This window comes from Dechloromonas hankyongensis (assembly GCF_022012295.1).
Classification (GTDB): Bacteria; Pseudomonadota; Gammaproteobacteria; order Burkholderiales; family Rhodocyclaceae; genus Azonexus; species Azonexus hankyongensis.
On sequence record NZ_JAKLTN010000002.1, the window covers coordinates 1,336,647 to 1,350,078 of the forward strand.

Below are 13,432 nucleotides of genomic sequence, written 5' to 3' on the forward strand. Positions count from 1 at the left end.
CGATTTCATTTTGCGGAGCGATGCGGTATAAAACAAATACCGATTTATTGCCTTATCCATGCCGAAAACGCATGCCTAGCCTGAAGCAGATCCGCTATTTCCTGACCGTCGCCGATCTCGGCGGCTTCACACCGGCCGCCGCCGCCCTGTTCGTCGCCCAGCCCGCGCTCAGCCGGCAGGTCGCCCAACTGGAGGAGGAACTTGGCTTTGTGCTGTTCGAGCGCGAGCCGCGGGGCGTGCGCCTGACGCCGGCCGGCGCCGTCTATCGCGACCGGGTGACTGCCGTCCAGAACCTGCTGGCTGCGGCGGCCGAGGAAGGCGGGCAACTGGCCAATGGCGAAGCGGGCGTGCTGCGCCTGCTGCATTCCAGCTCCATTCCGGCGAGCAGCCTGCTGCCGGTCATCGAACGCTTCCTGCATGCCTGCCCGAAGGCCCGCATCGATCTCGACCGCATCGCTTCCGAACTGCAGGTGACGGAAGTGGCGAGCGGCAAGGCCGACCTCGGGGTCATCCGCCTGCCGGTCCTGCGGCGCGACGCCGGCGTGCGCTTCATCAAACTGCCGGCCGAGCGCCTGTGGGTTGCCCTGCCCGCCGGGCATGCGCTGGCCGGCCACGACAGTCTCTGTATGGCCGACCTGCAGCGGGAAGCCTTCGTTTCCGCCGTCCATCGCGAACGCGGCGGCCTGGCCCGGCTGGTCACCGACCTCTGCCTGCGCCAGGGCTTCGTGCCGCGCACCGCCCGCGTCGTGTCACGCAAGACGTCGATGCTCAACCTGGTCGCCGCCGGGCTGGGCATCGCGGTGATCCCCGAGCGCATGACGACGCAACAGCTCGCTGGCGTGGCCTACCGGCCGCTGCGCGACCCCGAGGCCGTCGCTCTCAGCGCATTGGTGTTGCCGGCGCAGCCAACGCCGCTGGCCCAGGCTTTCGCCGACCTGATGACGCAGGACGCAGCGCCCGAAACAGCCTAGCGCAGCCCGCCGTACTCGTCGGCCAGCCGGTCGTAATGGGCGTGCGCCTCGCTTTCGCGGATGCCGGCTTCGTACCATTCGCGCATCGCCGGATGTGCCCGCAGCGCCTCGCTGTAGGCGGCCGCCACCGGCGGCAGCGGCACGTTGTAGATGTGCAGGCGCCAGACGATGGGGGCATACATCGCATCGGCCACCGAAAAATCGCCAAAGAGGTAGGGGCCGTCGCCGGTGGCGAATTGCGTGCGCGCCTCTTCCCAGATTTCGATCACACGGTCGATGTCGCGCTGGACTTCCGGCGCCGAGGGCTTGCCTTTCAGCTTGAGCTTGAGGTTCATCGGCATCGCCGTGCGCAGCTTGGCGAAACCGGCGTGCATCTCGGCCGAAATGCAGCGCGCCCGCGCCCGTGCCTGGGCATTGGCCGGCCACATCTGTGGATGGCGCTCGGCCAGGTATTCGGCGATGGCGATGCTCTCCCAGACCTGGAAGCCGTCATCGTGCAGGCAGGGCACCTTGGCGTTACCGGCCAGCGGCTTGAGCGCCGCGTTGTAGTCGCGGCCGGCCACCGACACCATGTGCTCGGTGAACGGCAGGCCGAAATGCTTCATCAGCAGCCAAGCACGCAGGGACCACGACGAGTAGTTCTTGTTGCCGATATAGAGGTCGTACATCGCTTTCTCCAGGTTTAAAGTACGCCGGACAGGTGCTTGCCGGCTTCGCGCCGGCTGAGGGCAGACAGCCCCCTGCCCGCGCCGTTCAGAAAATCGACCACGGCCTGCGGCTCGGTGCGCGCGAAATCGCGCAGCGCCCAGCCGATGGCCTTGCGGATGAAGAAATCCGCTTCGCCGGCCTGCGCCAGAGCATAGCCGAACAGCCGTTCGCAGTCGGTAGCGCCCCGCCAGCCGAGTTGATGCAGCAGGGCGATACGGCGCACCCACAGGTTGTCGTGGCGCAAGGCCGCATCCATCGCCTGCTGCGCCGCCGGATCGGCGAGGCGTGCTGCAAGTACGACATCGCCGACCACGCCGGCCAGGCCATCGACGCTGTCCCACCACGACTTGGCCTGGACCAGATCGATGATGGCCGGGATATCGGCCATGCCCAGGGCACGATGCTGGCGGGCGAGCAGATCGACCGCGACGTACTGGCATTCCCGTTCCGGCATGGCCCACAGCGCGCGGGCATGGGCGAGTAGTTCGCTGGCCGTCTGGCGTGGCCGGACCAGGGCGGCCACGGCCTGCCGGCGAACCGGCGTCGGGATGCCGCAAAAGACGAACTGGCCGCGCATGTAGGCCTGCATGGCCGGCGCCCGCTGCGGGTCGGCCAGCGCTTGCAAGGCACGGCGGACCTGTGTCGGCCAATCGACGGAAGGTGCTGCCGGCGCCACTGCATTCGTCACTGCCGGAAACTTTCGGCAACGATGCCGTGGCGGGTCAGCTTGTCGTACAGGGTCTTCTTCGGCGTCTGCAGCAGTTCGGCGACTTTCGCCACGTTGCCGGCACATTGCCGTAGCGCGCCCTCGATGATCTGGCGCTCAGCCGCATCGACCTGCCCGGCCAGCGACAGGACGGAGGCGGAGGCCACCTCGCCGCTAGCCAGCGCATCCGGCATGCCCAGCGCCCAGCGTTCGGCGACGTTCTTCAGTTCGCGCACATTGCCCGGCCAGTCGTGCGCCGACCAGCGGGCCAGATCGGCCGGCGTCCAGCTCGCCGCCGGGCGCTGGAAGCGGGCCGCCGCCTCGTGCAGGAAATGCGCCATCAGCAGCGGCACATCCTCGCGCCGCCGGCGCAGCGGCGGCAGGTCGAGACTGACCACGTTGAGCCGGTAATAGAGGTCGGCGCGGAATTCGCCACTGTCCGACAGCGCCTTCAGATCGGCCTTGCTGGCCGCCACCACCCGGCAATCGACCGGGATGACGGCATTGCTGCCAAGCCGCTCGACGCTGCGCTCCTGCAGCACGCGCAGCAGCTTGACCTGCAGGTTGAGCGGCATCGATTCGATTTCGTCGAGGAACAGGGTGCCGCCGCTGGCGTGCTCGATGCGGCCGATGCGCCGCTTGCCGGCGCCGGTGAAGGCGCCCGCCTCATGGCCGAACAGCTCGCTCTCGAACACCGTTTCGGGCAGCGCGCCGCAATTGATGGCGACGAAAGCGCCGCGCCGGCCGCTGGCCTCGTGGATGGCGCGAGCGATCACTTCCTTGCCGCTGCCGGTTTCGCCGTTGATCAGGATATCGACCCCGGTCGGTGCCAGCGTGCCGACCAGCTGGCGCAGGCGCTGCATGGCCGGTGACTGGCCGATGATGCGCCCGACGCCCCCGGCCTGCTCACCGATACGCTCCTTGAGCTGGCGGTTCTCGACGAGCAGCGCCCGCTTTTCCAGCGCGCTGCGCACGGCGGCGATCAGCCGTTCCGACGGGAAGGGTTTTTCGATGAAGTCGTGCGCCCCCTCGCGCATCGCCTCGACAGCCATCGCGACATCGCCGTGCCCGGTCATCAGCAGCACCGGCAGCTCGCGGTCGAACTGGCGCACCTCGCGCAACAGCGTCAGCCCGTCCTTGCCCGGCAGGCGGACGTCGCTGACCACCAGCGCCGGCGCACCGCCGGCCAGCGCGGCGAGCATGGCCTCGCCGTCGGCAAAGCCGCGCACTGGGATATCGGCCAGGGCCAGCGCCTGCTCGCAGCCCTTGCGGACGGCGGCGTCGTCCTCGACCAGAAAGACGGGGGCTTCAGCCATGAACGACGGCCTTGGCGTAAGTCGGGCGATGCAGGTCGCTGGTCTCCACGCTGAGTTGCACCTCACCGACCGCCTTGCCGATCAGCAGCGGCATCAGCGCGTCGAGCAGACTGTCGGCCAGTGCCTTGCGTTCCTCATCGCTGCGCCCGGACAGCATCGCGACATTGACGTGCAGGAAGCCGCGCGGCGTGTCGCGGACGCCGACCTGATAGCAGTCCAGCCCGAGCGCCCGACTCTTGATGTCGGCTTCACCGAACAGGCCGGAATCGAACATTGCTTCGTTGAGCGCCGACAGCGCCCGGGCCGGATCGAAATCGACCAGGCTGCGGGTGTATTCAAGCGTCAGGTGCGGCATGCGTTTCTCCAGAGGCCGGCAGGCTGAGCAGGAACTCCGCCCCGCCCTCGGGGACGTTGTGGGCGCTCAGCGTGCCGCCGTAACTTTCGACGATGGTAAGCGAAATAGCCAGCCCGAGGCCCAGCCCTTCGCCGACCGGCTTGGTGGTGTAGAAGGCTTCGAACAGGTGGGCGCGCACGTCGTCCGACAGGCCGGGGCCGCGGTCGCGCACAGCGATGCACACGGTATTGCCGTCACGGCGGGTGGCGATGTCGAGCACCGGTTCGGCCTGCCCGGCCATGGCGTCCAGGCCGTTGCGCAGCAGGTTGACCAGCACCTGCTCCAGGCGGCCGGCCTCGGCCACCGCGAGCAGCGGTTCCGGCGCAGCCGTTACGGCGATGCGCGCCCCGATTTCCCGGCGCCGCGGCTCGACGATAAGCAAGGCATGCTCGATGGCGCCGGCCACGGTGACCGGCTGCGGCGTCGGCGCCTCCTTGCGGGCGAAGGTCTTGAGCTGGCGGACGATACGCCCGGTGCGGTCGACCAGTTCGCTGATCATCTGCAGGTTGTCGCCGACTTCGGCGTAACGGCCGCGTTCGAGCAGGGCGCGGGCGTTGTCGGCGAAGGTCTGCAGCGCGGCCAGCGGCTGGTTCAGTTCGTGGCTGATGCCGGCCGACATCTGGCCCAACGTCGCCAGCTTGCCGGCCTGCACGGCGGCATCGCGCGTCTCGCGCAGGATGGCCTTGGTCCGTTCGAGCGCGGCGATCTGCTCGGTAAGGTCGGCGGTGCGTTCGGCAATGCGGGTTTCCAGTTCGGCATAAACGCGGCGCAATTCCTCGCGTCGGCGGGTGCGATGGCGGAAGTGCGCCGCCAGTCCGAGCACGAAGGCAGCCGCAAAAGCCACCGCCGCCCCGCCCCCGGCAGCGGCCGCGCGCGCCTCCGCCGGATCGCCGAGCTGCACCACCTGCCAGCCCAGCGTGCCGACCGGCCGGGCGTGGATGAGCCGCTCGCGCGGCGTCTCGCCGGGCAGCGCGACGCGCACCGGCTGCATGGCATTGAGCGGTAGCGGCTGGTCGGCCAGCGGCTGCAGCGGCTGGCCGCCGTATTGCTGCGTCTGGCGCAGGCGCTCGGTCACCGCATCATCGAGCCGGGCTAGCACCCGATAGCGCCATTGCCGGTTGGCGGACAGGAAGACGATCCCGTCGCCGTCGGCCAGCAGCAGCGTATCGCCGCCCTTGCCCAGGGCCTGCTCGATGCTCTCCAGCCCGAGCTTGAGGACGATGACGCCGAGCGTCTTGCCTGCCTCGCGCACCGGCGCCGCCAGGAAATAGCCGGGCTCGCCAGTCGTCACGCCGACCCCGTAGAAGCGCCCCAGCCCCTTGTCCAGCGCATCGCGGAAATACGGCCGGAAAGCGTAGTTGTGGCCGACGAAGCTCTGCGGCTGCCGCCAGTTGCTGGCCGCCACGGTCTTGCCGCGGGTGTCGATCAGAAAATTGACGGCGACGGCCGCGCCTTGCTGCGCCGCTTCGAGATAGGCATTGGCGGCGGCGATGCGCTGGGGGTTGTCCGGCTCGCGCAGCACGGCGGCGAGTGAGGGATCGAGCGCCAGCAGGCCGGGCAGCGACTCATGGCGCGACAGCGTGGCGTCGAGTGACAGCGCGAAGGCGTCGAGGCGCTGGGCCGCCTGCCGCCGGTCGTTGTCGAGATGGATGGCGAACAGCGTCCGGTAGCTCAGCCAGCCGAGCAGCAGGCACAGCGCCAGTGCCGCGCCGGACAGAAGCAGGACGCGGCGCTGCGGGCGGATGGCGGAGTCGGGAGCAGTCACGCCGCCATCCTACCGGCTTGCCCGGTTTTCAGTCGACCGCCGCCAGCTTGAGTTCGGCATTGGCGTGGCGTTGCTGCTCTTCCATGACCAGATGGCCGAGTTCGCGCTTCAGGTCGTTGAAGGCGGCCGACGACGGGTCGCGCGGCCGCGGCATGTCGACCTTCTGGTCGCGCTTGACCGTGCCCGGCCGATAAGTCATGACCACGATGCGGTCGGCCAGGTAGATCGACTCCTCGATCGAATGGGTGACGAACAGGATGGTCTTGCCCAGCTTTTCCCAGATGCGCAGCAGCTCGTCCTGCAGGTTGCGCCGGGTCAGCGCATCGAGCGCGCCGAACGGTTCGTCCATCAGCATGATCGGCGAGTCGAGAGCCAGTACGCGGGCGATGGCGACGCGCTGGCGCATGCCGCCGGACAGGTCCTTGGGGAAGCGGTCGCGAAAATCCTTGAGGTGCAGCAGGTCGAGCAGTTGGCTGACCGTCAGGTCGATCTCGGCCTTGTCCTTCTTCTGGACCTCGAGGCCGAAAGCGATGTTCTGGGCCACGGTCATCCACGGAAACAGCGCGTATTCCTGGAAGACCATGCCGCGGTCCGGCCCGGGCTTGAGAATCGTCCTGCCTTCGATGACGACTTCGCCGGCCGACGGCGGCTGGAAACCGGCCACGGCGTTGAGCAGGGTGGATTTGCCGCAGCCTGAGGGTCCGAGCAGGCAAACGAACTCGCCAGGGCGGATGCTCAGGTTGATGTCCTTCAGCGCGACGACATCGCCGCCCGGGGTCTTGAATACTTTCTGGACGTTGCGCACGTCGATATGGGTTTGCATGGTGTATCCCCTAGCGTATGAGTTTGCCGCCGGCGCCGATCATGGTCAGTTCGACGAAATCGCTGCCTTCGTGCTTGCCGGAAGTGAAATTGATCTGGTAGCCGCCGAGTTCGAAGGGCGCCGCGGACAGGGCCTTGACCAGCCCCTGAGTCGTCGGTTTCGGGCCGGCCCGCTTCAGGGCCTCGACCAACACCTTGCCGTAGAGGTAGCCCTCCATGCTCGACACGCTGGGTTCGGCGTCCGGCTGGTACTTCTTCAGCAGCCCCTGGTAGGCGCGGGTCACCGGCATCACGCCGGAAGTCGGGAACGGCACCACCTGCGTAATGCCCAGGCCGCGCGCCCGTTCGGCCCCGATGGCGGCGACCACTTCGCGGTCGTTGTTCACCGACAGGGCATAGAGTTGGGCCAGGCCACCCTTTTCGCGGTAGGCCTTGACGAAGGTGGCAGTCGCCTGGCTGTTCGAGACCAGCACGATGGCCTGCAGGTCGGGCGCCTTGAGCAGGGTTTCCACCGCTGCTTCGACCTTGGTCGTGTTCTTCTCGTAGCCGGCGCTGGCGAGCAGCGGCAGCTTGCGCTTGTCGAGGGCGCGCTGCACCGCCTGCAGACCGTCCTGGCCGAAGGGATCGTTCTGGTACATGACGCCGAAACGGGTGTTGCCGATGGTGCTCGCCACCTCGACCAGCTTTTCCACCTCGGCAGCGTACGAGGCCCGCAGGTGATAGACCAGCGGATGGCCGGGCTGGCGCAAGGAACTGGCCCCGGTGCGCACGCCGATGACCGGCACACCGATTTCATCGACGATGCCCTCCTTGATCAGTGCTGCGACGTTGCCGGTGCCGACAAGGCCGAGCAGAGCCACCGGCTTCTCCGGACGCTTGGCGACTTCGCGGGCCAGGCGCACGCTCTCCTCAGCCTTGTAGGCATCGTCCAGCGTCTCGAAGACGATTTTCTGGCCATGCACGCCGCCGGCGGCATTGGCCTCGGCGAAGGCGAGCTGGGCGCCCTGCTGCAGCTGCTTGCCGGTCCCGGCGAGCGGGCCGGACAGCGGGGCGATCTGCACGACGCGCAACTGGGCTTGCGCCACGCCGGCCGCCACGAGCAGCAATGCGGGCAGGAATCTGACGAGCTTCATGTTCAGTGCTCCAGGCCGCGGTGCCAGCGCAGCAGATGGTTGTTCAGGCGGCTCACCGCAGTGTCGATGGCCAGGCCGAGCAGGCCGATGGTGATCATGCCGGCGATGATCTTGTCCGACCACATGAATTCCCGGGCTTCGAGGATGCGGAAGCCGAGGCCGTCATTGACCGCGATCATCTCGGAAACGATGACCACGATGAAGGCGGTGCCGATGCCGATGCGCACGCCGGCGAGGATGTAGGGCGTGGCAGCGGGCAGGATGACGCGGGTGAACATCGTCCATTGATTGACGCCGAGATTGCGCGCCGCCCGCAGGTAGATGCCGTCCACCTGCCGTACGCCGGCGATGGTGTTCATCAGCACCGGGAAGAAGGCGCCGATGGCGATCAGGAAGAAGGACGGCGGATTGCCCAGGCCGAACCACAGGATGGCCAGCGGGATATAGGCGATGGGCGGAATCGGCCGCAGGATCTGCATCAGCGGATTGAACAGGGCATAGACCCGGGTGCTGGCGCCCATCATCAAGCCGAGCGGCAGGGCCAGGCCGGCGCCGATCAGGAAGCCGGCGATGACGCGGAAGAGGCTGGAATAGGCGTCGTGCAGCATTTCGCCGGAGAGCAGCCAAGTCAGGGTGCTCTGCCCTTCCACCGGCTGCTGAGCCGGCAGCAGGTAGGCCCACCACTTGGCGGCGACGGCCGACGGCGCCGGCATCACCACCGCCGAGAACAGGCCGGCCCGCGAACAGGCTTCCCACAGGATCAGGACCAGTACCGGCACCAGAGCGCCGTGGGCGAAGTTTTTCAGTTTCTGCATGGCGGCCTCACATCACCTTCAGGTCGGCCTTGGCCTTCTGCAACAGGTCGAGCTTGACCCACTCGGCGGCTTTGGGCGGCTTGGCCATGCGTCCTACGCCGTACTTGTTCATGAACTCGGTGGTGATGTCGATATGCTCGAGCGTCACGTCGTAGGTGTAGTCGGCATTGTCCATCGCGTCCTTGAAATCCTGCGACGTGATCTGGCCCTTGAACATCTGCTCGCGTACGTACTTGTCCGCCAGCGCCGTGTCCTTGTTGAACAGTGCGGTGGTCTCGACGAAGCACTTCATCAGACGCTGTGCGACGTCCTTCTTTTCGTTGTACATCTTCTCGGTCATCACCAGCAGGCGGACCGGCTCGCCCATCCGGGTCGAGTACGGCTTCATGATCTCGACGCCGAACTTCTTGTTCAGCGCCTGCGACGACTGCGGTTCGGACTGGCACATGGCGTCGATCTGCTTGGCGGCCAGCGCCTGGTTGAGGTCGGCGAAAGCGAGGAAGACGATCTGCACGTCCTTGCCCGGCTTGTCCGACCAGGTCAGGCCGGCTTTTTCCAGTTCGGCGTAGAGCAGCAGTTCGTGTGCGCCGCCACGGGTGACGCCGACCTTCTTGCCCTTCATGTCGGCCAGCGACTTGATGCCGCTATCGACGCCGGCGACGATGCGCGCCCCACCCTTGGCGAAGCCAGCCACGGTGACGATCGGCACGCCGTTGGCACGGCCGGAAATGGCGCCGTCGGACGCCAGCGCGGCGATGTCGATTTCACCGGCGACGATGGCCGGCATGATGTCCGGCCCCTTCGGAAACATGCGCTCCTCGACCTTCAGGTTGTACTTGACGCAGGCCTCCTTCATGTACGACACGGCACCGTAGTGGGCGAACTTCAGGTTGCCGAGGCGGACCACGTCGGGCGTCTGGGCGTGGCCGACCAGCGGGGCGGCAAGGTACAGGGTGGTGATGAGGGCAAGGGATGTGGTTTTTTGCATGGGGATCTCCTCCGGATTCAATCAGGACCGCAACGCGGACAGATCCGATATCGCACAACACATGCCAGTCCAGAATAGAACACACGTCAATGAATTCACAAGGGAAGTTAGACGACCAAGCAGGCCGTTCGTGCAGTTTTCCGGATAGAGGGTGCAATTCTGTGCGGAATTTCGCACAGAATCGCCTCGCCTTTTGCAGCGTGGCGCAGCGAAAGATTTTCCGTACGCCACGCCAGCGGCGGAAAGCGGCCATGGGAGCATGGTTTCGGCCTACGCAGCGCAACACCGCTGCACCGAAACATGCAAGCGTGCTGTAAGCAAATCCCCGTAAGCTGACTGCTGACTTGGAAAACATTCGTTTGTTTACAATGACGTGCGCACGCACATCGGCTTCAACAAAAACCACAAACGAGTTGACCCAAGTCAATAGATATTTATGTTGCAATGCAACAATATTCAAAGAACATTGTTACAATTTCATCGCCGTAATTATTAATTTCTTTCGCAAGGAGCTTCCCATGTCTATCAATCCCGAACAATTCGCCGCCGCCAACAAAGCCGCCGTCGATTCCCTGCTGGCTGTCGCCAACACCGCCCTGGCTTCCGCCGAGCGTATCGCCAGCCTGAACCTCGAAACCGCCCGCTCGGTTCTCGAAGATTCCGCCGCCAACGCCAAGGCCCTGATCGGCGCCAAGGACGTCAAGGACGCCGTCTCCATCCAGGCCTCCCTGGCCCAGCCGGGTGTCGAAAAGGCTGTCGCCTACGGCAAGTCGGTCTACGAAATCTCGACCCAGCTGCAAGAGCAAGTCAGCAAGATGGTCGAAGCCCAGTTCGGCGAATTCCAGAAGAACGTTACCGGCATGCTGGAAAAGGCCGCCAAGTCCGCTCCGGCCGGTTCTGACGTTGCCGTCGCCGCTGTGCAAAGCGCCATCGCCGCCGCCAACTCCGCCTTCGACAACATGCGCAAGGCTGCCCAGCAAGTGACCGACCTGACGCAAAACAACATCGCCGCTGCCACCAGCGCCACCGTCAAGGCCGCCAAGAAGGCTTCCGGCAAGTAATCTCGCCGTACCCTCAGCAGGAAAAAGCCCGCGTCGATCGCGGGCTTATTTTCTCTGGGGAGCACGCCTGCATAGAATTTCGAGATACGGATATTCATTCGTGCAGCGATCATTTGACCTAGCGCAAGCTCGGGCGGGCACGACGAAAATAGTATGCGCGACGCGCTGACGCGGCATGGCCGCGCTATGGCTGGCAAACGCCAGGGGGGCGACGCCGCGTGGCGTGATTTGCCTTGAATATTCAGGATGGCGTTTTGGCCACCCATCATCTTGTGGATCAGGAATGATGAATCTAGTGGGAAAACTGGTTTGGCAGCGGGAATACGATACCGGCGTCACCGAGATCGATTTGCAGCACCGTACCCTGTTCAGGATGTTCAACAAGGTGAATCTCGAGCTGCGGGATGACAGCGGCCGCGACGTCTGGGAACAAGCCATCCACGATTTGCTGGGCTATGCCCTGTTTCACTTCTGGTGCGAAGAGGATCTGGCGACGCGCTATGGTTATGATCAGGAAAAGCACGCCGACGCGATAGAGCATTTCAACGAGCACCTTGCCTTCGCCGAGGCGATGAACGACATGCGTTCCCGCCTTCGCACCGGCGAACGCATTTCCAAGGCGGCACTGATCGATTTTCTACGCGACTGGCTGTCCCGCCACGTTACCGACAGCGATCAGTGGCTGCTCGCATTCATTCTCGACAAACAGCGTCAAGCAGGCCTACACGCCATCGAATCGGCCAAGCGGAGCGCTGTACACTCATCGGGCGAGTGCACCGCCGCCTGACCCTGCTCCGGGCGAACGCTAGCGCAACGTGTGGAGATAGAGGGACTCGACCCGCTCCCGCGCCCACGGGGTCCGCCGCAGGAATTTCAGGCTGGAAGCGATGCTCGGCTCGTGGTTGAAGCAGCGTATGTCGATCTGGCGACCGAGTTCGGCCCAACCATAATGGGCGACGAGATGGTGGAGTATCGCCTCCAGCGTCACGCCGTGCAGCGGGTTGTTCGGTTGTTCTTGCGTCATCTCTGAACTGTATGGACTCGATCCGCCCCCGGTTCGTTTATATCGCTAGCCGGCCATCGCCGCATGCGACCTGGCAGTGCCGTTGGTGATCACCGTTTGCGCTGCTTGGGCATCGGCTTGCGTTGCCGCTGGCCGGGGCGTGCCTGGGCCTGTTCGGGCTTCGGCTTGGGGACCAGCAGGTTCTTGGCGGTCGTGGCTGCCGCCGCGCGATGGGCGAGCATCGCTTCGCGCAGACTCTCGGGCGCAATGGCGATGGCCGCCCCCTCGCTTGCTACGTAGGATGCCAGCAAGCCGCGCAGCGCGATCAGGCGATCCGCCATATCGCCCTTGCCCGGCAAGGCCTCGATCAACTGCTCGGCACCCGGCGTCAAGGCCAGGCCGCCATCGCGCTCGACCAGCAGACCGCATAGGCCGAGGCGGGAAAACGCTTCGCTCAGCTTGCCCTCGGCCGGAATATTGCCCTGGACAAGATCGATGGCCGCCATGATTTCCAGCAGCTCGGCAGGGCGGCGCTTGGCGGCCAGGGCCGTGGCAAGCAGGAGAAGCGGATCGTGATCGTGAATCGGGTACATGGGCAGCCTTGATGAATGGGCAAAAGGCAGCCGGAAATCGGTTTGCCTTTGCAAGGCTGGCAGTTTAAGGCCAGCCACCCGAAATCATCCGATTGATTTGCCGCAATTCAGAAAATATCGCCCGTTCAGTGGCTTGAGGCCCACATCAGGCGACACCAAGAAGAAGGCCCGACGTCACCGGGCCTACCTGCCATGCTCGCGCCAGCGATCAGGCCGCTTCGGCCATCGGCACCAGGAAGTCCTTGCTGATCCCGTCGCCGAGCAGATAGATGCGATCCATGAAGTCCTCCAGCCATTCGTGCAGGCCATGTTCGAGGATATTGCCGATCCGCCCGTAGTGCAGTTGGGCGTGCAGCAGACCGGCCTGGCGGGTGGTCTCGCCCGAGTGCTGGTTGGCGATCAGGTCGAGGGTCTTGATCACGCCGTTCATGCAGAAATGCAGCGAGCGCGGCATGTCCTTGTTGAGGATCAGCAGCTCCGCCACGCGGTCCGGCGTGATCACGTCGCGATAAACCTTGCGGTACACCTCGAAGGCCGACACCGAGCGCAGCAAGGCCGCCCACTGGTAGAAATCGGTCGCCCCCTCGTCGCCATGCGGGCGCAGCACGTGGTACTTGAAATCGAGGATGCGCGCCGTGTTGTCGGCCCTTTCGAGCAGCGTGCCGAGCCGGATGAAGTGGTAGCCCTCGTCCTGCAGCAAGGTGCCGAGCGTCGTGCCGCGCGTCAGCGACGAACGCATCTTGACCCATTCGAAATACTCGCTGATGCCGGCGCTGACCAGTTGCTCGAAGCTGCGCCCACGCGCCTCCAGCCACGTGTAGTTCAGCGTCTCCCACATTTCGGTAGTCAGCGTGCCGCGCACGGCATGGGCATTTTCCCGCGCCATGCGCAGGCAGCTATGGATGGACGAGAAATTGTCGGCATCGCTGACCATGAACTTCAGCACGTTCTCGCCATTGACCGCCGAATATTTGGCGGCATAGGCTTCCTCGAGGCTGTTCAGGGCGATGATGGCATTCCAGCTCTGGTTGGCCGCTTCCTCGGATTGCGGCACCAGCGACATCTGGTAGGTCACATCGAGCAGACGGGCGAGATTCTCGGCGCGCTCCATGTAGCGCGACATCCAGAACAGGTGATCGGCAGTACGGCTCAGCATG

Annotated in this window: 15 protein-coding genes; 3 read left to right on the forward strand and 12 right to left on the reverse strand. The window is 65.2% G+C overall.

Features of this window, described 5'->3' with window-relative positions; genetic code table 11:
* Window positions 1–71: 71 nt before the first annotated feature.
* On the forward strand, window positions 72–971 hold the full coding sequence (locus tag LZ012_RS14905; protein ID WP_275711617.1) for a LysR family transcriptional regulator: 900 nt from the start codon (window positions 72–74) through the stop codon (window positions 969–971).
* Here LZ012_RS14905 and LZ012_RS14910 read toward each other — a convergent pair.
* Genes LZ012_RS14910 through LZ012_RS14950 form a run of 9 tightly spaced genes read right to left on the reverse strand, consistent with a single transcriptional unit; the run spans window position 968 to window position 9,618 of the window.
* Window positions 968–1,639 carry a glutathione S-transferase family protein gene (locus LZ012_RS14910; RefSeq protein WP_275711618.1) on the reverse strand — a complete coding sequence of 224 codons (672 nt, stop codon included), beginning with the start codon at window positions 1,637–1,639 and terminating at the stop codon, window positions 968–970. The genes LZ012_RS14905 and LZ012_RS14910 overlap by 4 nt on opposite strands.
* A 14-nt stretch (window positions 1,640–1,653) precedes the next feature.
* Complete coding sequence (locus tag LZ012_RS14915; protein WP_275711619.1) at window positions 1,654–2,355, reverse strand: DNA alkylation repair protein; 702 nt, start codon at window positions 2,353–2,355, stop codon at window positions 1,654–1,656.
* An 8-nt stretch (window positions 2,356–2,363) separates the two neighbouring features.
* Entirely contained in the window at window positions 2,364–3,701 is a 1,338-nt protein-coding gene (locus LZ012_RS14920) for a sigma-54-dependent transcriptional regulator (protein WP_275711620.1), read from the reverse strand.
* On the reverse strand, window positions 3,694–4,056 hold the full coding sequence (locus LZ012_RS14925) for a 5-carboxymethyl-2-hydroxymuconate Delta-isomerase (protein WP_275711622.1): 363 nt from the start codon (window positions 4,054–4,056) through the stop codon (window positions 3,694–3,696). The genes LZ012_RS14920 and LZ012_RS14925 overlap by 8 nt, the downstream gene beginning before the upstream one ends.
* Window positions 4,037–5,860: a sensor histidine kinase gene (locus tag LZ012_RS14930; RefSeq protein ID WP_275711624.1), complete on the reverse strand. Its 1,824-nt coding sequence runs from the start codon at window positions 5,858–5,860 to the stop codon at window positions 4,037–4,039. Before LZ012_RS14930 ends, LZ012_RS14925 begins: the two co-directional genes overlap by 20 nt.
* A 28-nt stretch (window positions 5,861–5,888) precedes the next feature.
* A complete protein-coding gene (locus tag LZ012_RS14935; RefSeq protein WP_275711626.1) occupies window positions 5,889–6,683 on the reverse strand; it encodes an ABC transporter ATP-binding protein in 795 nt (264 codons plus the stop codon).
* Window positions 6,684–6,693: 10 nt separating this feature from the next.
* Window positions 6,694–7,815, reverse strand: a complete 1,122-nt coding sequence (locus LZ012_RS14940) for an ABC transporter substrate-binding protein (protein WP_275711628.1) — start codon at window positions 7,813–7,815, stop codon at window positions 6,694–6,696.
* 2 nt (window positions 7,816–7,817) lie between these two features.
* Window positions 7,818–8,630 carry an ABC transporter permease gene (locus LZ012_RS14945; protein ID WP_275711629.1) on the reverse strand — a complete coding sequence of 271 codons (813 nt, stop codon included), beginning with the start codon at window positions 8,628–8,630 and terminating at the stop codon, window positions 7,818–7,820.
* A 7-nt stretch (window positions 8,631–8,637) separates the two neighbouring features.
* Window positions 8,638–9,618 carry an ABC transporter substrate-binding protein gene (locus LZ012_RS14950; protein ID WP_275711630.1) on the reverse strand — a complete coding sequence of 327 codons (981 nt, stop codon included), beginning with the start codon at window positions 9,616–9,618 and terminating at the stop codon, window positions 8,638–8,640.
* Window positions 9,619–10,136: 518 nt separating this feature from the next.
* Between LZ012_RS14950 and LZ012_RS14955 the strand changes: the two genes are divergently transcribed.
* Both LZ012_RS14955 and LZ012_RS14960 read left to right on the forward strand, forming a co-directional pair.
* On the forward strand, window positions 10,137–10,679 hold the full coding sequence (locus LZ012_RS14955) for a phasin family protein (RefSeq protein WP_275711631.1): 543 nt from the start codon (window positions 10,137–10,139) through the stop codon (window positions 10,677–10,679).
* Between the two features lie 283 nt (window positions 10,680–10,962).
* Window positions 10,963–11,466, forward strand: coding sequence for a bacteriohemerythrin (locus LZ012_RS14960; RefSeq protein WP_275711632.1), 504 nt, complete (start codon window positions 10,963–10,965; stop codon window positions 11,464–11,466).
* 18 nt (window positions 11,467–11,484) lie between these two features.
* Here the strand turns inward: LZ012_RS14960 and LZ012_RS14965 are convergent, their stop codons facing one another.
* The 3 genes from LZ012_RS14965 to LZ012_RS14975 all read right to left on the reverse strand — a co-directional run bounded on the left by LZ012_RS14965 (window position 11,485) and on the right by LZ012_RS14975 (window position 13,431).
* Window positions 11,485–11,703 (reverse strand): VF530 family protein, encoded by a 219-nt coding sequence (locus LZ012_RS14965; protein WP_275711633.1) that lies wholly within the window; start codon window positions 11,701–11,703, stop codon window positions 11,485–11,487.
* 89 nt (window positions 11,704–11,792) lie between these two features.
* Window positions 11,793–12,275 (reverse strand): hypothetical protein, encoded by a 483-nt coding sequence (locus LZ012_RS14970; RefSeq protein ID WP_275711634.1) that lies wholly within the window; start codon window positions 12,273–12,275, stop codon window positions 11,793–11,795.
* A 208-nt stretch (window positions 12,276–12,483) separates the two neighbouring features.
* Complete coding sequence (locus tag LZ012_RS14975) at window positions 12,484–13,431, reverse strand: alpha-E domain-containing protein (protein WP_275711635.1); 948 nt, start codon at window positions 13,429–13,431, stop codon at window positions 12,484–12,486.
* Between the last annotated feature and the right edge of the window lies 1 nt (window position 13,432).